The sequence below is a fragment of the Lentilactobacillus buchneri genome (genome assembly GCF_018314255.1).
Taxonomy (GTDB): Bacteria; Bacillota; Bacilli; order Lactobacillales; family Lactobacillaceae; genus Lentilactobacillus; species Lentilactobacillus buchneri.
Window position 1 is genome coordinate 2162333 of sequence record NZ_CP073066.1, and the last position, 17420, is coordinate 2179752.

Here is a 17420-nt window from a genome sequence, read left to right on the forward strand (position 1 = left end):
GTAAACTTTTCCTTGGAGGGATGCCTCATTTTATTGAGGGTTTATTTAATTTCATAGTAATCATCGGCCTTAGATTTTAACTGATTAGTCTCAAGCTTGTTGAGATCCAGCTTCCGCAGCGTCTGTTTGGTCACCATGGTTTTGACAATGGTTCGTTTCCGACCGTTGCCAACATTTCGATTGAAGATAATGGTGAATTGATCATAACGGTCATAGTCGGTCTTTTTAATTGCCTTCAAAATACCAATCGTGGTTAACCGAAATGACTCGGTCGTATCGCTTTTATCGGTAACGGCCACTGTGAGTGCTTTCTGGCTGGCATGCAGCTTGACTTGATGATCAAATAGAAGCGTGTGGGTGGCGTTCAGTTCTTTCTTGACGGCAGTTTCAGTATTTTGAGTCGACTTTTTAGCCGGCTTTTTCACGGCCTTTTCGGTCCGCTCGGCCTGCTCGGCATTGCCCTTTTTGATGACTTCTTTTCCTTTGGGGGAATTAAAAAACAACGTGCCAAACACAGCCATCAGCACCAACGAAATCAGTGCATACTTGCCGTATGGGTATTTACCGTGCTTGCCAGTGGTCTTAAAGTAGACAAACATGGCGAAAAAAATCACCATCGCATAAGACGACAGCTTGGTAATGACATCAAACATTGTGCTAATCAAAGTGAAGGTCTCCTTTATTTGGCTGGTTATTCAAATGACAGGTCCACCAGGTATTTGTGTTGGTCCACTAAATGCGAGGTGGTGATCCACAATTCGTGATAATTGGCGTCTTTGACCTGCGTCATCTCATGAAAATAGTCCAGCAAATCACTGTACATTGACAGAAAATCTGAAGACATTCGATTAACCTCGAGTTTTTGTTCAGGGAAATAAATCTCTGGATTCCCTAATTTAACGGTGTCATCAAGGTACATTTCCACGACGTTGTCATAGGTGTCCGGCTTGGTGAATACTTTATCCGGATGGGCCTTAATGTATGATAAGACGTGATAAATTGTGTCTGAGTTACTTGCCACTTGAACTTCCTCCGATCTTAAAAATCCTACGTTCCTATTGTAACAAATCTGAGCAGAGTGGGGAAAATGTTTTCAAGCAACCGCCAGTGGGCTCCTTTATCCAGTTGTGGATTAGCGGTACAATGAATGCATCTCAATGCGAAAGGATGCTGTCCATGGATTATCCAAACACGGTCACAAAAATTCATCAGTTTGTGGACGCCGGAATTGTCCCCGGCGTGAGTTACGCGATTATTGATCGGGATGGCCTTCAAACAAACGTTTTTGGTCAACAGGAACTGTTACCGGAAAGATTGCCGCTTCACAGTGGTGAATTGTACGATCTAGCCTCCTTGACCAAAGTGATTGGGACCACCAATTTAATTTTACGACTACTGGCTTCCGGGAAAATCTCACTAGATGATTCCTTGACCAAGTATTTTCCTCGATGGCAGTCGCCCCAGGTCACCATCAGACATTTGCTGACGCATACCTCAGACATTGTCGGCTATATTCCTAACCGCAATCAACTGCCCAAGTCGGAACTGATGCCGGCGTTGTTGGCCCTGAAAAGCGGTTCAGATATCGGCAAAGTTATTCACTATCAAGACTACAATTTTATCTTTTTAGGCTGGATTGCTTCAAGGGTGATGGGCGAGCCCGTTCAACAGCTGATTAGTGAGTTTGTGTTAAGACCGTTGGAACTAAACCAAGCGACATTCACCCCGGATCAGGTTAACAATGTCGTCCCGACCGAATTAATTCCCAGTAAGGGTTTGATCCGCGGCACCGTTCACGATCCCAAAGCGCGAATCCTTGGTCCTGACTGTGGTTCAGCCGGCTTGTTTGCGCCGCTCAGCGATCTGATTCATTTTTCAAAGTGGTTGTTGGGCGATGTCAAATATCCCAACTTTCTGCCGGCAGACTGGGTTGACCAGCTCTTCGTTGACCAAACGCCGGGACACATGAAGAATCGTTCGTTTGGCTGGATCCTGCGTCATTATAATGGTCATCCATACATTCTCCACACAGGCTACACGGGCACCCTGATTGTGGTCGATCGCTATTCGCATAAGGCGTTGGTCTTTTTGTCCAACCGGGTCCACCCGGATCCAAGCAACCAGTTGTTTTTGCCATATCGCAGCCAACTAATTCGAACCTTTGTGAAAGAAAACGAGATTGCATATCAATAATATTCAGACAAAATAGGAGTCACAGCGGATGCTGTGACTCCTATTGTTGTATTAAAATGTTGCGCCAACTTTCAGATTCTCTTGTGCTGTTAAATCGGCGTCAGGATATTTTCGCTTCAGCGCGTTCATCAAAACGTGTTTAGCAATATCATTGTTTCTGGCAAGAATTGGACCATGGAAATAGGTGCAGTAGACGTTTTTGTAAATTGCCCCTTCAGTCTTATCTTGGCCGTTGTTGCCGTGACCCTCCAGAACCTTTCCCAGTGGGCGTTCACCGCGACCCAAGAAGGTAATTCCCTGATGATTTTCAAAGCCGTGATACTTTTCGCCGGTTTCTTCATTTTCAATCACGACGTTACCAATAAAACGGTGGTCCTTTTGTTTGTCGGTATAGTGATTCAACGCACCGATGCCCATCAGCTTTTCACCGTTAGCGCCGATATAGTAGTGACCCAACAATTGGTAGCCGCCACAAATTGCGACCACGGAGCCGTTATCTTCAATAAAGTCGGTTAAAGCCTGCTTTTTGGTTTGGATATCTTTAGAAATAATTGATTGTTCGAAATCTTGGCCACCGCCGAAGACGACGATGTCATATTTGTCAGGATCAAATGGTTGATCCAAGCTGACAACTTCAGACGTCAGTTCAACGCCCATTTTGTTGGCCAGATACTTGAGGACCAAAATGTTCCCTAAGTCACCGTAAGTGTTCATCAAATCGCCGTAAAGGTGACAGACGTTTAAAGAATAGGTCATTAATCCATTCCTCCCTTGATAAAGCCTTTGGCTGCAAATACTTTTCTTAAGTGTAGCATAGCGGTGTAAGTTGCGAGGATATAAACCTTTTTGGTTGGTGCCTTGGGGATCATTTCGACAACTTTGTCCAAATCCGGTTCAACCAAGTGTTTCTTTGGGTCGACTCCGGCAACTTGGAGGCGGTAGGTGATATCTTTGTACCGCTCACCGCCAGTAATGAACTGTTTGATGTTCATCTTGGGCAGTCGTTCAAAATCGCCATCCCAAATCCAGCTGGTATCAATGCCATCTGCGTAATTGGCATTGAGGAGCCCGATGAAGGTAAACGGGTCCTTGTCAGTGGAAATCATGTCGATCACCTGATTGAGGCCGACGGGGTTTTTAACCAGAATCAGCGTCACCAGCTTGCCGTCAACGTTGATCTCTTCTTGGCGGCCAAAGATCCGTTTTCCTTTTTCAAAGGCTTTCTTGGTCTGAGCAGGGGAGACTCCCATGAATCGGCCAACTGAATAAGCTGCCAGGGCATTGTAGATGTTGTAAACCCCACCGATCCCAATTTTAATCGGCTCACCATCGATTTCAAAGGTAGATGATTTCGGGGTCAAGTCGTTAATTTTGTTCAGCGCAAAATTCAATTCGGGCCGCTCAAAACCACAGTTGGGGCAGAAGTACTTGCCCAGATTGGAATAGCTGATGAAATGGTAGTGCAGGACATGCTGACATTGGGGACAGAGAACGCCGTCCGTGTTGGGCGTCGCCTTAATGTCGCCATCTTTTTGATTGTCGAAGCCGTAGTAGACGATCGGGTTCGGCAGTTGTTTTGAATGAAAAATCGGCGCGTCACCATTGGCGATAATGGTGGCGTTGGGAGCTAAGGCGACCCCATTCAAAATTTTATTATAGGTCGTATAGATTTCGCCATAACGATCCATTTGATCTCGGAAAATGTTGGTGAAAACAAATGCTTTTGGTTTGATGTATTTGGTAACCATGATGACATTGGCTTCATCGACTTCCAGTACAGCCAATGGCCGCTTGCCCTTTGACTTTGGTGCATGAAGGAAAGTGGTAATGATCCCTTGCTCCATGTTCGAGCCGGTGGGGTTGGTCAAAATGTTATCATACTTTTCTTTGAGTACTTGAACCGTCAGAGCGGTCGTCAGCGTTTTACCGTTGGTACCGGTGATGACGATCACGTCGTAGTCACGGCCCAGGGTTGCCAAAATTTCTGGATCGAGCCGTTTGGTGATTTTACCGGGAAGCGAACTGCCGCCCTTGAAAAATGTATGCAGAAACCAGTAAGACGACTTACCGGCCGCAGTCGCAATTGAACTTTTTAATGACATAAACTTTACTCCCTTAAAATGAAGTACATAATGAACCTAATCAAACATTAAGTGTAGCATATGCTCAACTGTTTGAACATATATACGCTCGTTCTTTAAGGGGTTTACAATAATGAGGGTGCTGGCGAATTTTCTCATTATTATCGATTTTCAAAACTTTTTCTGTATAATGGAAGAGAAGCTCTTAAGGAAAAAGGTGGATATTTTGGCTCAACTATTTTATCGGTACGGTGCAATGAATAGCGGCAAAACAATCGAAATTATCAAGGTTGCTCATAATTATGAAGAGCAAAATAAAAGTGTTATCATTATGACCAGTGCGTTGGACACCCGAGAAAAGCAGGGCATGATTGAATCGCGCATCGGTTTGGAACGAAAAGCCGAACCGATTCGCGAGGATACCAATGTCTTTGATTTGGTACAGGAACTAAATCCCCACGCCAGTTGTATCTTAATTGACGAGGCACAATTCTTAAAGAAAAAGCACGTCATGGAACTGGCCCGGATCGTCGATGAGCTGAACGTGCCGGTGATGGCATTTGGCTTGAAGAACGACTTTCAAAACAACTTGTTTGAGGGTTCCAAATACCTCCTGTTATACGCAGATAAGATAGAAGAAATGAAAACCATTTGCTGGTTCTGCGGCAAGAAGGCTATCATGAACCTGCGTTTTCACAACGGCGAGCCGGTGTATGAGGGTGAACAAATCCAAATGGGTGGCAACGAATCCTATTATCCGGTCTGCAGAAAGCACTACTATAATCCACCTATTAAGTAACAAAAGTGAGGAATATTAAATGGACGAAATTTTCGACAAATTACAATCGGTCGTTGATCGATATGATGAGTTAAACGAGTTAATCAGTGATCCGGAAGTGATTGCCGATACTCAAAAATTCATGAAACTATCTAAGGAAGAAGCCGACCTTCGAGACACTGTGGCTGCTTTTAAGAAGTATCAAAAAGTCAGCAAGCAGCTCGATGATGACAAAGAGATGCTTCGAGAAAAGATTGATGATGATCTTGAAGCGATGGTCAAAGATGAGATTACCAGCCTAACCGACGAAAAAGACAAGCTCGAAGACCAAATGAAGGTCATGCTGCTGCCAAAAGACCCCAATGATGACAAAAACATCATTATGGAAATCCACGGCGCCGCCGGTGGTGATGAAGGTAGCTTATTTGCTGCCGATTTATTCAGCATGTATTCCAAATATGCTGAACGTCAGGGCTGGAAAGTGGAAATAATTGATAAGAACGAAACTGAAGTTGGTGGTTTCAAGGAAATTGTTTTGATGATTACCGGCGATAAGGTCTATTCAAAACTCAAGTATGAAAACGGTGCCCACCGAGTTCAACGGGTGCCGGTGACCGAATCTGCCGGCCGGGTGCACACTTCCACGGCGACGGTTGGTGTGATGCCTGAAGAAGAGGATGTTGATATTGATATCGATCCCAAGGATATCCGGGTGGATGTTTACCGTTCATCTGGTGCCGGCGGTCAGCATATTAACAAGACTTCCTCAGCTGTCCGAATGACCCACTTGCCAACCGGCATTGTAGTTGCGATGCAGGATGAACGATCCCAGCAGCAGAACCGCCAGAAGGCCATGAAGATTTTAAAGGCCCGGGTTTATGATTACTATGCCCAACAGGAACAGGATCAATACAACGCTGAACGTAAATCGGCCATTGGAACCGGTGACCGGTCCGAGCGGATCAGAACTTACAATTACCCGCAAAATCGGGTGACCGACCATCGAATTGGCTTGACTTTGAACAAGTTAGACCGGATCATGAACGGTGAGCTGGACGAAATTATTGATGCTTTGATTGTTTCTGATCAAGCCAAGAAACTTGAGAATTTAACCAATGAATAATCAAGAGAACGTGACCTACTTTGAAGCCCGGAAGTGGGCTTCTTTTCGTATTAAGGAATCTAATGACATTGACATGTACGACGTCGATTTTTTGTTAGAGAAACTGTTTAAGATGTCGGCTGCCGATCTGTTGATTCATTACCACACTCAGATGCCAGTCAAGCAGTGGCGAGTATTTCAAGACGCGATCGGTCAATTGCTAAAAGGGGTGCCGCCACAGTACGTTGTTGGCGAGGCAGATTTCTACGGTTTATCATTGAAAGTCACACCAGCTGTGCTGATTCCCCGAGTTGAAACCGAGGAGTTGGTTGACTGGATATTGGCAGACAACTCGGATTCCAAGTTGAAGGTCTTGGATATTGGTACCGGTAGTGGGGCGATTGCGATTGCTCTCAAGCATGCCAGACCCCACTGGCAGGTATTTGCCAGTGATATTTCTCTGCCGGCAATTAAAGTGGCTCGGCAAAATGCCATTGCCAATCACACGGCAATTCATTTTATGGTGAGTGATGTTTTTGCCGCAATCGATGAGTCATTTGACGTCATCGTGTCAAACCCGCCATACATTGCCAAAGATGAGCAGTCCTATATGGATGCCAGCGTGATCAAAAGCGAACCTGATTTGGCACTATACGCAAAAGATCAGGGACTTGCTATTTACAAACAAATTGCTGCCGATGCGGAGAGTCACTTAACTTCAAAGGGCAGGTTGTACTTGGAAATCGGGTTTCAGCAACAATCGGCTGTGACCGAGATCTTCCAAGCAGCGATGCCCGACGCTCAAGTAATTGCCAAACACGATGTCTCCGGTCATCAGCGAATGATTCAAGTAAAGAAATGAAGGCTATATAATATGGAAACTTTAATTTTAAAACAGCAGCAACTAGACCAAGCGGCGGACTTTATCCGTCAAGGCGAACTGGTGGCATTTCCCACCGAAACCGTCTATGGGTTGGGGGCCGACGCGACCAATGAAACGGCTGTTAAGAAAGTTTATGCCGCTAAGGGACGTCCCAGTGACAATCCGCTGATCGTTACCGTATCTGACATCGCGATGGTCGAAAAATACACCCAACCATTTTCCGACGACGCCAAAGCATTGATGGCCAAATTCTGGCCGGGTTCTTTGACGATGATTTTCAAGCTGAAGCCAAACGCTTTATCCAAATCGGTTACCGGCGGACTGGACACCGCAGCGTTCAGGTTCCCGAAAAACCAAACCACGCTGGATTTGATTTCAAAGGCCGGCGTACCAATTGTTGGTCCGTCAGCCAATACTTCCGGCAAGCCAAGTCCAACGACTGCCCAGCACGTTTATCATGATTTAAACGGCAAGATTGCCGCAATTGTCGATGATGGACCGACCACGGTTGGTGTCGAATCGACGATTCTTGACATGTCTGTGGCAACCCCGTCGATTTTGCGCCCGGGTGCTGTGACCAAAGAGGATATTGAGGCCGTTATTCATCGACCGGTGATTGATGAACTCCACCATGTGGGCGCCAAACAAACCCCTAAAGCCCCTGGGATGAAGTACAAGCACTATGCCCCCAATGCTCAGGTCTACATTGTCGATCCTGATGATGATTGGCACGATGTGGTCGCCTGGATCAAGCAGCACCCGCAGCCAATTGGGGTGATGGCCTTTGATGACATCATCAAGACGATTAATTGGCCGGATAATGTCGATGTGATTTCACTTGGCAACGACGCCCGCACAGCAGCTCATGACCTGTTTGCCGAATTACGGGATTTTGATAACCACCCTGCCTATAAAATTATTTTTACCCAAGGAATTGATCCAAAGGGAATTGGTGAGGCTTACATGAATCGTTTGAATAAATCAGCTGGGCAAATGCATTTCAAGCAGTTATAATTTATTTGTACCAAATAAATTAGTGAGGTGTTGCAGTTGAACTACGATTATAAACAGCAGGATCCAGAACTTTGGGATGCCATTGCCAACGAAGAGAACCGTCAGGAGCATAATATCGAACTGATCGCGTCTGAAAATATCGTATCAAACGCTGTTCGTGCCGCTCAGGGTTCCGTACTGACCAACAAGTACGCTGAAGGATACCCGGGCCGGAGATATTATGGCGGCTGTGAGTACATTGATGTTGTTGAACAATTGGCGATTGACCGTGCCAAAGAATTATTTGGTGCCGAATATGCCAACGTGCAGCCTCACTCAGGTTCACAAGCGAACCAAGAGGTTTATGCCGCATTCCTAAAGCCCGGTGATCGGATTTTAGGGATGGGATTAGACGCCGGCGGCCATTTGAGCCACGGTGCCAAAGTCAGCTTTTCAGGCAAGCTCTACGACTCTTTCTCGTATGGTCTTGATCCAAAGACCCAATTGATCGATTACGATGAAGTTGCCAGAATTGCCCAAATCGTTCAACCAAAACTGATCATTGCCGGAGCCTCCGCATACAGTCGAATCATTGACTGGCAGAAGTTCCGGGATATTGCCGATTCTGTTGGCGCTTATCTGATGGTTGACATGGCCCACATTGCCGGTTTGGTTGCAGTTGGCTTGCATCCAAGTCCAGTTCCGGTTGCAGACGTTGTCACCACGACGACTCATAAGACGTTGCGGGGACCTCGCGGCGGCTTGATTTTGGCCAAAGAAAAGTATGCCAAGAAGCTGAACTCAGCTGTTTTCCCTGGCAGCCAGGGTGGTCCTTTGGAACACGTAATTGCCGGAAAAGCGGCGGCCTTTTATGAAGACTTACAGCCGGCATTCAAAGAATACGGCGAGCAGATCATTAAAAATGCCAAAGCAATGGCCGACGTATTCCAGAATTCCAAGTCAGTCTCCGTTCTTACCGGTGGAACTGACAATCATTTAATGACGCTTAATTTAACGCAGACCTCATTGAATGGTAAAGAGCTGCAAAACCTGCTGGATACTGTTCACATCACCACTAATAAAGAGTCGATTCCAAATGACCCATTGCCACCTTCGAAGACCAGCGGGTTGCGGTTGGGAACGCCAGCCATTACCACCCGAGGCTTCAAGGAAGACGATGCCAAAGCGGTTGCCAATTTGATTTTACAAGTGATTGACAAACCAAATGATGACCAAAACTTAAAGGATGTCGCTGCCAAAGTTGAACAATTAACTGCAGCTCACCCAATTAATCAATAATTTTGACTGGCTTGAAACTAATTGTGGTTTCAAGCCTTTTTGTATACTTTCCGATCGCGTATATGTGATACAATTATTTCGGAATACAAAAAGGAGTTGGAAAATAATGGGTAAGTTTCAAGTTATGGATCATCCGTTGATTCAACACAAGCTGTCAATGATTAGGGACAAGAATTGCGGGACTAAAGAGTTTCGGGAAATCGTCAACGAAATTGCCACTTTAATGGCTTTTGAAGTTTCACGGGATATGCCTTTGGAAGATGTTGATATTGAGACACCAGAGGGGATTGCGCATGCGAAGCAGATTTCCGGTAAAAAGGTCGCCATCGTACCAATCTTACGGGCAGGTATCGGAATGGTTGATGGGATGCTTGATTTGATTCCAGCAGCCAAAGTTGGTCATATCGGTATGTATCGTGACGAAAAGACCCTCGAACCTCACGAATATTTTGTAAAGCTGCCATCAGACATTGGCCAGCGGCAGATTTTTGTCGTTGATCCAATGCTTGCAACTGGTGGTTCATCAATCATGGCGATTGATGCCTTGAAGAAGCGCGGCGCATCCAACATCAAGTTCGTTTGCTTAGTAGCTGCTCCGGAAGGGGTCAAAGCACTTCAAAAGGCTCATCCTGATGTGGATATCTATACTGCTGCACTTGATGAAAAATTAAATGATAAGGGCTACATTGTTCCTGGACTCGGTGACGCTGGTGACCGTTTGTTTGGAACCAAATAATTGATTGAAGCTGAGACAAAATGAAAATTTTGTCGTCAGCTTTTTATTTTATTTACAAAAGGATTCTGGCTTTGATAGCCAACGAATTAAGTCTAATCAAAGACCCTTGGGTGACATTCGTTGTGCATGCCGTTGAACACTACTGCTCACGCGAAGTTTCCCTGTCAAGATTGTTTTGAATTTTGTAATAAATGGTGGTATGATTTCAATTGTATTTGAACACGGGTCTGTGTTCAGTACCATCGCAATGTTTCACTTTGGTATTACTGTCTTCTGGACCAAAACCAGATTGATTTGCATGCGTGATTATGTGGAGGAAAGAGGTGAGATTTTGTGGGAGAAGCTGCTTCTACTTTTGAATTCTTAGGACTGACGTTTAACGTTGGTAATTTAATTTCGATATTACTGGCTGCTTGTGTGGTTTTTGTTCTGGTGTATGCTTTATCAAGGCACTTGACAATCAAACCGGGCAAGGCACAAAACGTTTTAGAATATGCGGTGGACTTTACCAATGGTATTGTCCGAAGCTCGATTTCCGGTGAAACAAGTAGAACACTAGGTTTATGGGGCTTTACTCTGTTTATGTTCATCATTATTGCGAATTTGCAGGGACTCTTCTTGCATATCGACATTTCTGGTGTAACATATGTCAAAAGTCCAACTTCTGATCCGGTTGTTACTATGACTCTGGCTCTGATGACTCTAACGCTTGCACAATTCCTTGGAATTCGGCAGTTAGGTTACAAGGGACATTTTCAGAATTATTTAAAGCCATTCGTATTTTTCCTGCCAATTAACTTATTCGAAGAGTTTACTAATTTCTTAACGTTGGGATTGCGACTATTTGGGAACATCCTTTCAGGTGAAATGCTTCTTGGAATAATCCTTGGCATGTCGCATGGTGGAGCAGTTATGTGGGTCGTTTCATTCATTCTTGAATTGGCCTGGACAGGTTTCTCAGTCTTTATCGGATGTATCCAAGCCTATGTTTTTGTGACATTATCATCCGTATACATTTCACGAAAGCTCGAGCTTGAAGATTAGCAAAAATATTTTTGGAGACTATAAGGAGGATTTTTAATTATGGGAGCAATTGCTGCAGGTATTGCAATGGCCGGTGCCGCTATCGGTGGAGCTGTTGGTGATGGTATTTTAATTTCTAAGATGTTGGAAGGAATGGCACGTCAGCCAGAATTATCCGGACAACTGCGTAGTAACATGTTCATCGGTGTTGGTTTGGTTGAAGCTATGCCTATCATCGCCTTCGTTGTTGCTTTGCTGGTTATGAACAAGTAATAACCGGTTTAGTCAAATACACAAAGAAGGAGGTGCCAATTGATGTTTTCATATTCAGTAGTTGGAGCTCAGCTTTATGTTGGTGATATGCTGTTTGTCATGATCACATTTCTTGTTTTAATGTGGTTGGTCAAGATCGTTGCATGGAAGCCAATTACGAAGATGATGCAAGACCGTTCAGACAAGATTGTTAATGATATTGATTCTGCCAAGGAATCACGGACTAAAGCAGCTGAACTTGCTCAAAAACGTCAGGCTGAATTAGACAAAACGCGTGATGACGCAAATACCATTATTAACACTGCCAAACAGAATGGACAAAGACAACAAGAACAGATTGTTGAAGATGCTAGAAATGAAGCATCGAATCTTAAGAGTTCTGCTGAAAAGGACATTGAACAAGAGCGACAAGAAGCTTTGGCTAATTCTCGAAAAGATGTGGCAAGTCTTTCTGTTGAAATTGCATCCAAGATTATTTCAAAAGAATTAAACGAAGATGATCAAAAAGGACTTGTTGACTCTTATATTGAAGGGTTGGGTAAGCAGAAATGACATTAGATGATATGAGCGCTTCAAAAAAATACGCAAAAGCCATGTTTGAAGTTCTGAGTGATTCTAATGAACTTGAATCTGGTTACGCTGATTTGCTTGAATTACGTAAAATTTTTGCTGCTAATCCAAGGTTGATTGAAATTCTCGATGATATTCGAGTTTCAGATGACGAGAAAAAGTCTCTGCTGGCTCCTATCACCCAAAATGCATCAGACTTTATTAATAACTTTTTAAAGGTTGTTGCCAGCTATCGCCGTTTCCCACAGGTTCTGAGCATTATTGATCAGTTCCAAAAGGTTTACGAAGATGACAAGAAGATTGTCCGGGCGCAAGTTGTTTCGGCAACGCCGCTTGATGACGATCAGCTTGATCGTTTGGCAAAAGCGTTTGAGAAGCGGGTAGGTGCGGTTAAAGCCATTTTTGATACCAAAGTTGATAAATCACTCATCGGCGGGATCGTGATTCGATCATCCGATGTGATTATCGATGGAAGTGTTCAAACTCGCATTAATAAAGTTAAAGAATTATTGTTGAATTAACGATATCTATTTAAAGAGGTGAAACTTATGAGCATTAAAGCTGAGGAAATCAGTGCTCTTATTAAGCAACAATTACAAGGCTATAAGAACGAGCTCGACGTTCAAGAAACAGGTATCGTTACATATGTTGGTGATGGTATTGCTCGTGCTCATGGGCTCGAAAATGCGTTGTCTGGAGAGTTGCTCGACTTCGGCCACGGCGTTTATGGAATGGTACAAAACCTGGAAACCAATGATGTTGGTATCATGATTTTAGGTGATGACACGAATATCCGTGAAGGTGATTCTGTAAAGAGAACCGGCCGAATTATGGAAGTTCCTGTTGGGGACGAGATGATTGGACGAGTTGTTAATTCACTCGGTGAACCAATCGATGGTAAAGGTCCAATTAAGGCCGACGATCACAAAGCGATTGAACATAAGGCCCCAGGTGTTATGGACCGTCAATCTGTTTTCGAACCATTACAAACTGGTATTAAAGCGATCGATTCATTGATTCCAATTGGTAGAGGTCAGCGTGAGTTGATCATTGGAGACCGTAAAACTGGTAAGACTTCAATTGCCATTGATACGATTTTGAACCAAAAGGGTCAGAATATGAAATGTATTTACGTTGCAATTGGACAGAAACAATCAACTGTTCGAACTGCCGTAAGTACCCTTGAAAAGTACGGTGCCATGGATTACACAACTGTTATTTCAGCTGGGCCATCCGAACCTGCATCATTGCTTTACATTGCACCTTATGCCGGCGCAACGATGGGTGAGTACTTCATGCACAAGGGTCAACACGTTTTGATTATCTACGATGATTTATCAAAGCAGGCTGATGCTTATCGTGAGCTGTCACTTATTCTTCGTCGTCCTCCAGGTCGTGAAGCTTATCCTGGTGATATTTTCTATACCCATTCACGTTTGTTGGAACGGGCTGCTAAGTTAAGTGACAAGTTGGGTGGCGGTTCAATGACCGCGATGCCAATTGTTGAGACTCAAGCAGGGGACGTTTCAGCTTATATCCCAACTAACGTTATTTCCATTACCGATGGACAGATCTTCTTGGATGCCGATAGTTTCTATTCTGGTGTTCGTCCAGCCGTTGACGCTGGTACTTCTGTTTCTCGTGTTGGTGGTGATGCGCAGGTTAAGGCAATGAAGAAAGTTTCCGGTACTTTGCGTCTTGATTTGGCTTCATATCATGAATTGGAATCATTTGCACAATTTGGTTCAGATCTTGATGAAGCAACTCAAAGCAAATTAAATCGTGGTGCCCGAACGGTTGAAGTTTTGAAGCAACCACTTCATTCGCCAATTTCCGTTGAAAAACAGGTTGTCATTCTTTACTGCTTAACCCATGGATTCTTGGATAAAATTGCAATTGATGATATTTTGAGATATCAAACCGAGATCTTCGATTACTTCGATCAAAATCACAAAGATTTGTTGGAAGATATCGCTAAGACCGGTCAATTGCCTGATACAAGTAAAATGGATGCTGCAATTAAAGACTTTGAACAAACTTTCCAACCAAGCAAGCACGATGATCAACAATCAAACGATGATCAATCAGCTGCTTCAAATGACTAGTTTTAAGGAGGGTGAGATTACATGGGTGCTTCGCTAAACGATGTTAAACATCGGATTACTTCTACTAAGAAGACGCGACAAATTACCAATGCCATGGAAATGGTTTCTCAGGCAAAACTGAACCAGATCCAAAAGCATACGGTTAGTTATGCGGAATATGCAAGCCAAATCAAATCTGTTGTATTGCATTTAGCCCAATCTCACATTTTAGATGGGCTAAACAAATCCTCAGGTCATTCAGCTGATCAAGATCAATCTAAGACTAAGAGAAGCGCATATTTAATTATCACCTCTGATCGTGGGATGGTTGGTAGTTATAATAGTAACGTTATCCGTGAAGCCAATGAGTTTATTGAGAAGCATTCGGGATCGAATGATTATCAAATTCTCGCTGTTGGTGGAACCGGATCCGACTTTTATAAGAAACGCGGCGACAATGTTTCTTATGAATACCGGGGCGTTAGCGATGTGCCAACCTTTAACGAAGTTCGTCAAATCGTCAAGATGGTGACATCAATGTACGATAAAGGTCAATTCGATGAATTGTACGTTTGTTACGAGCATTTCGTTAACCGTCTTATTTCCCGTTTCAGAGCTGAGAAGATGCTGCCAATCGATGATGAAGCCATTGCGTCAGCTGCCAGCCAGGACATTGAAGTTAAGCCGATGAGTGCTGAATACGATGTTGAGCCTTCTGAAAAAGAAGTCTTGGATGTTGTATTACCACAGTATTCTGAAAGCTTGGTTTATGGGGCAATCCTTGATGCCAAGACTTCAGAACATGCTTCAAGTTCGACTGCAATGAAGTCGGCATCTGATAATGCTGACGATTTGATTTCCTCATTGGAATTGCAGTATAACCGTGCTCGACAGGCTGCCATTACCACTGAAATTACTGAAATTACTGGTGGTCAAGAGGCTCTTAGTCACTAGAAAGATTTGAATGGAGGAATTAACTAACATGAGTTCTACTGGTAAAGTTATACAAGTTATTGGACCAGTTGTTGATGTTGAATTCTCCTTGGACGATAAATTACCAGAAATTAACACTGCTTTAGCAATTCACGTCAGCGAAGACAAGAATTTGATTGTCGAAGTTGCCCTTGATTTGGGTGATGGCGTTGTTCGGACAATTGCTATGGATGGAACCGATGGTCTTCGTCGCGGTATGGACGTTGAAAACACCGAATCTTCAATCAGTGTTCCGGTTGGTAAAGATACTCTTGGTCGAGTATTCAATGTTCTTGGAGATCCAATCGATGGCGGCCCAGAATTTGGCCCTGACGCTGAGCGTTGGCCAATTCACCGCGATGCTCCTAAGTATGATCAATTAAACCCATCAACTGAAATCCTTGAAACAGGGATTAAGGTGATTGATTTATTGGAACCATACACTCGTGGTGGTAAAGTTGGATTGTTCGGTGGTGCCGGAGTTGGTAAAACCGTTTTGATCCAGGAGTTAATTCACAACATTGCACAGGGACACAATGGTATTTCTGTGTTTACTGGTGTTGGTGAACGGACTCGTGAAGGTAACGATATGTACTACGAAATGAAAGGGTCAGGGGTTCTCGAGAAGACGGCCATGGTTTATGGTCAGATGAACGAGCCTCCTGGTGCACGTATGCGTGTTGCCCTGACTGGTTTGACAATTGCGGAATACTTCCGTGATGAAGAAGGCCAAGATGTTCTGTTGTTCATTGATAATATCTTCCGATTCACTCAGGCTGGTTCTGAAGTTTCCGCCTTGCTCGGCCGTATTCCATCAGCCGTTGGTTATCAGCCAACGTTGGCTACTGAAATGGGTCAACTGCAGGAACGAATTACTTCAACCAAGAAGGGTGCCATTACATCAATCCAGGCCGTTTATGTGCCTGCCGATGATTATACCGACCCTGCTCCTGCAACGACATTTGCCCATTTGGATGCCACAACCAACTTGGAACGTTCATTGACTCAACAAGGTATTTACCCTGCCGTTGATCCTTTAGCTTCAACATCATCAGCTTTGGATCCAGCAATTGTTGGTCAAGAACATTACGAAGTTGCCACTGAAGTCCAACATGTTTTGCAACGATATCGTGAACTGCAGGATATTATTTCAATTCTTGGTATGGATGAATTGTCAGACGAAGAGAAGACGGTTGTTAACCGTGCTCGTCGGATCCAATTCTTCTTATCTCAAAGTTTCTCAGTTGCTGAACAGTTTACCGGCTTACCTGGTAAATACGTATCAGTTCAGGATACTGTTAAAGGCTTTAAGGAAATCCTTGAAGGTAAATACGATGATATTCCAGAAGATGCCTTCCGTAACTGTGGCCCTATCGAAGATGTTGTTGAAAAAGCCAAGGCTATGAAACAGGAATCAGACAACGAAAAGCAGCGTGCTGCAAACTAAGGAGGGATTCTAATTGGCTGATAATTCAGTTATTACCGTTAGTATCGTTACTCCCGATGGAAAAGTTTACGAGCATACTGCTAGTATGATAGTTGTTTCAACTCAGTCGGGACAACTAGGAATTATGGCTAATCACGTTCCGATTATTGCAACACTTGACGTTGATGAAACGCGAGTTAAATACGACGACAAGGAAGACGATATTGCTGTCAACGGTGGCTTTATCGAATTCTCAAACAACGTTGCGACAATTGTGGCTGATAGTGCCGAAACTCAAAATGATATTGATATTGCCCGTGCTGAAAAAGCAAAGAAGAACGCGCAACAAAGAATTGCCGAAGCCCGTCAACGACAGGATAAGGCCGCTCTTGATCGTGCTCAAGTTGCTCTTCGCCGTGCAATTAACCGAATCAACGTTGCCGGGAAATAACCGTTATTTCTGATTGCGGTTTCCGGAAACTGAATATGGTACTTCAAAAGCTGCGCCCATTTGGGTAGCAGCTTTTTTGGTTAGTCGGAGTTAATCCTTGAAATTACCGGTGAATCAGGTTAGAATTCCTTTATCGTGATTTGTGAATGATGTATTTATGTTTGCGTTTTTCTCCAGTTTGGTCGGAATCATATACAGTCATTGTTATCCGAATGTGCCGATTAGATAGCAATTCTGCTTATATTTTTGTAAAAGAAACCGAAAAGGTAAGACAAGTTCGCGTCTTTATGATATAGTTGTCTGTGAATTGGGGGAAGACTCAAATGAATACGATTGGCATTCAAGCGCTGATTACATTGATTACATACATTTTGTTTATCGCTATGGCGTTTTGGACAGTTCAAGAAATCCACATCGAGCGTTATATCCCATTGAGGGCAATGCCGGGGAAATTACTGATCGTGCTCGTTTCAATTGCGATTGGGTACGCATGCAGTTCATTTTTCCTCTCTGTAATATTTAACATTCAGAATTTGATGTATCTAATTAAGTGATG

At 43.8% G+C, this 17420-nt stretch carries 20 protein-coding genes; 16 read left to right on the forward strand and 4 right to left on the reverse strand.

What is annotated here, in order from left to right:
• Positions 1–41: 41 nt before the first annotated feature.
• Together KE627_RS10330 and KE627_RS10335 are read right to left on the reverse strand one after the other, a co-directional pair.
• Positions 42–665, reverse strand: a complete 624-nt coding sequence (locus KE627_RS10330; protein WP_013727665.1) for a hypothetical protein — start codon at positions 663–665, stop codon at positions 42–44.
• A 26-nt stretch (positions 666–691) separates the two neighbouring features.
• Positions 692–1021 carry a hypothetical protein gene (locus KE627_RS10335; RefSeq protein ID WP_013727666.1) on the reverse strand — a complete coding sequence of 110 codons (330 nt, stop codon included), beginning with the start codon at positions 1019–1021 and terminating at the stop codon, positions 692–694.
• A 155-nt stretch (positions 1022–1176) separates the two neighbouring features.
• On the opposite strand from KE627_RS10335, the gene KE627_RS10340 reads away from it, so the two are divergent.
• Complete coding sequence (locus tag KE627_RS10340) at positions 1177–2193, forward strand: serine hydrolase domain-containing protein (protein ID WP_056938949.1); 1017 nt, start codon at positions 1177–1179, stop codon at positions 2191–2193.
• A gap of 51 nt (positions 2194–2244) precedes the next feature.
• On the opposite strand, the gene KE627_RS10345 is transcribed toward KE627_RS10340, so the two are convergent.
• The gene (locus KE627_RS10345; protein WP_013727668.1) at positions 2245–2949 is read right to left on the reverse strand and encodes a type 1 glutamine amidotransferase; all 705 of its coding nucleotides are present in this window, start codon (positions 2947–2949) and stop codon (positions 2245–2247) included.
• The gene (locus tag KE627_RS10350) at positions 2949–4295 is read right to left on the reverse strand and encodes a Mur ligase family protein (protein WP_013727669.1); all 1347 of its coding nucleotides are present in this window, start codon (positions 4293–4295) and stop codon (positions 2949–2951) included. The genes KE627_RS10345 and KE627_RS10350 overlap by 1 nt, the downstream gene beginning before the upstream one ends.
• A gap of 205 nt (positions 4296–4500) precedes the next feature.
• On the opposite strand from KE627_RS10350, the gene KE627_RS10355 reads away from it, so the two are divergent.
• The 15 genes from KE627_RS10355 (at position 4501) to KE627_RS10425 (ending at position 17418) form a co-directional block, all read left to right on the forward strand.
• Positions 4501–5073 carry a thymidine kinase gene (locus tag KE627_RS10355; RefSeq protein ID WP_172874557.1) on the forward strand — a complete coding sequence of 191 codons (573 nt, stop codon included), beginning with the start codon at positions 4501–4503 and terminating at the stop codon, positions 5071–5073.
• A gap of 19 nt (positions 5074–5092) precedes the next feature.
• Positions 5093–6175 carry a peptide chain release factor 1 gene (gene prfA, locus KE627_RS10360; RefSeq protein WP_013727671.1) on the forward strand — a complete coding sequence of 361 codons (1083 nt, stop codon included), beginning with the start codon at positions 5093–5095 and terminating at the stop codon, positions 6173–6175.
• Positions 6168–7016: a peptide chain release factor N(5)-glutamine methyltransferase gene (gene prmC, locus KE627_RS10365; protein WP_013727672.1), complete on the forward strand. Its 849-nt coding sequence runs from the start codon at positions 6168–6170 to the stop codon at positions 7014–7016. The genes prfA and prmC overlap by 8 nt, the downstream gene beginning before the upstream one ends.
• A 12-nt stretch (positions 7017–7028) precedes the next feature.
• Positions 7029–8051, forward strand: coding sequence for an L-threonylcarbamoyladenylate synthase (locus KE627_RS10370; RefSeq protein WP_013727673.1), 1023 nt, complete (start codon positions 7029–7031; stop codon positions 8049–8051).
• 27 nt (positions 8052–8078) lie between these two features.
• On the forward strand, positions 8079–9329 hold the full coding sequence (glyA, locus tag KE627_RS10375) for a serine hydroxymethyltransferase (protein ID WP_041805616.1): 1251 nt from the start codon (positions 8079–8081) through the stop codon (positions 9327–9329).
• Between the two features lie 106 nt (positions 9330–9435).
• Entirely contained in the window at positions 9436–10065 is a 630-nt protein-coding gene (gene upp / locus KE627_RS10380) for a uracil phosphoribosyltransferase (RefSeq protein ID WP_013727675.1), read from the forward strand.
• A 333-nt stretch (positions 10066–10398) separates the two neighbouring features.
• Positions 10399–11109, forward strand: coding sequence for a F0F1 ATP synthase subunit A (atpB, locus tag KE627_RS10385; RefSeq protein ID WP_013727676.1), 711 nt, complete (start codon positions 10399–10401; stop codon positions 11107–11109).
• 39 nt (positions 11110–11148) lie between these two features.
• On the forward strand, positions 11149–11361 hold the full coding sequence (gene atpE, locus KE627_RS10390; protein ID WP_013727677.1) for a F0F1 ATP synthase subunit C: 213 nt from the start codon (positions 11149–11151) through the stop codon (positions 11359–11361).
• A gap of 42 nt (positions 11362–11403) precedes the next feature.
• The gene (atpF, locus tag KE627_RS10395; RefSeq protein ID WP_013727678.1) at positions 11404–11913 is read left to right on the forward strand and encodes a F0F1 ATP synthase subunit B; all 510 of its coding nucleotides are present in this window, start codon (positions 11404–11406) and stop codon (positions 11911–11913) included.
• Positions 11910–12452 (forward strand): ATP synthase F1 subunit delta, encoded by a 543-nt coding sequence (atpH, locus tag KE627_RS10400; protein ID WP_013727679.1) that lies wholly within the window; start codon positions 11910–11912, stop codon positions 12450–12452. The genes atpF and atpH overlap by 4 nt, the downstream gene beginning before the upstream one ends.
• 27 nt (positions 12453–12479) lie before the next feature.
• Positions 12480–14036 carry a F0F1 ATP synthase subunit alpha gene (atpA, locus tag KE627_RS10405; RefSeq protein WP_013727680.1) on the forward strand — a complete coding sequence of 519 codons (1557 nt, stop codon included), beginning with the start codon at positions 12480–12482 and terminating at the stop codon, positions 14034–14036.
• A 21-nt stretch (positions 14037–14057) separates the two neighbouring features.
• Positions 14058–14969 carry a F0F1 ATP synthase subunit gamma gene (locus KE627_RS10410; protein WP_013727681.1) on the forward strand — a complete coding sequence of 304 codons (912 nt, stop codon included), beginning with the start codon at positions 14058–14060 and terminating at the stop codon, positions 14967–14969.
• A 28-nt stretch (positions 14970–14997) separates the two neighbouring features.
• A complete protein-coding gene (gene atpD / locus KE627_RS10415) occupies positions 14998–16434 on the forward strand; it encodes a F0F1 ATP synthase subunit beta (protein ID WP_013727682.1) in 1437 nt (478 codons plus the stop codon).
• A gap of 13 nt (positions 16435–16447) precedes the next feature.
• Positions 16448–16864, forward strand: coding sequence for a F0F1 ATP synthase subunit epsilon (locus tag KE627_RS10420; protein WP_013727683.1), 417 nt, complete (start codon positions 16448–16450; stop codon positions 16862–16864).
• A 323-nt stretch (positions 16865–17187) separates the two neighbouring features.
• Complete coding sequence (locus KE627_RS10425; protein WP_013727684.1) at positions 17188–17418, forward strand: DUF1146 family protein; 231 nt, start codon at positions 17188–17190, stop codon at positions 17416–17418.
• Positions 17419–17420: the final 2 nt, after the last annotated feature.

Coding starts and splice junctions, on each gene's coding strand:
- KE627_RS10340 (WP_056938949.1), top strand. CDS start 1,177: ATGGATTATCCAAACACGGTCACAAAAATTCATCAGTTTGTGGACGCC.
- KE627_RS10345 (WP_013727668.1), bottom strand. CDS start 2,949: ATGACCTATTCTTTAAACGTCTGTCACCTTTACGGCGATTTGATGAAC.
- KE627_RS10350 (WP_013727669.1), bottom strand. CDS start 4,295: ATGTCATTAAAAAGTTCAATTGCGACTGCGGCCGGTAAGTCGTCTTAC.
- prfA (WP_013727671.1), top strand. CDS start 5,093: ATGGACGAAATTTTCGACAAATTACAATCGGTCGTTGATCGATATGAT.
- prmC (WP_013727672.1), top strand. CDS start 6,168: ATGAATAATCAAGAGAACGTGACCTACTTTGAAGCCCGGAAGTGGGCT.
- KE627_RS10370 (WP_013727673.1), top strand. CDS start 7,029: ATGGAAACTTTAATTTTAAAACAGCAGCAACTAGACCAAGCGGCGGAC.
- upp (WP_013727675.1), top strand. CDS start 9,436: ATGGGTAAGTTTCAAGTTATGGATCATCCGTTGATTCAACACAAGCTG.
- atpE (WP_013727677.1), top strand. CDS start 11,149: ATGGGAGCAATTGCTGCAGGTATTGCAATGGCCGGTGCCGCTATCGGT.
- atpF (WP_013727678.1), top strand. CDS start 11,404: ATGTTTTCATATTCAGTAGTTGGAGCTCAGCTTTATGTTGGTGATATG.
- atpH (WP_013727679.1), top strand. CDS start 11,910: ATGACATTAGATGATATGAGCGCTTCAAAAAAATACGCAAAAGCCATG.
- atpA (WP_013727680.1), top strand. CDS start 12,480: ATGAGCATTAAAGCTGAGGAAATCAGTGCTCTTATTAAGCAACAATTA.
- KE627_RS10410 (WP_013727681.1), top strand. CDS start 14,058: ATGGGTGCTTCGCTAAACGATGTTAAACATCGGATTACTTCTACTAAG.
- atpD (WP_013727682.1), top strand. CDS start 14,998: ATGAGTTCTACTGGTAAAGTTATACAAGTTATTGGACCAGTTGTTGAT.
- KE627_RS10425 (WP_013727684.1), top strand. CDS start 17,188: ATGAATACGATTGGCATTCAAGCGCTGATTACATTGATTACATACATT.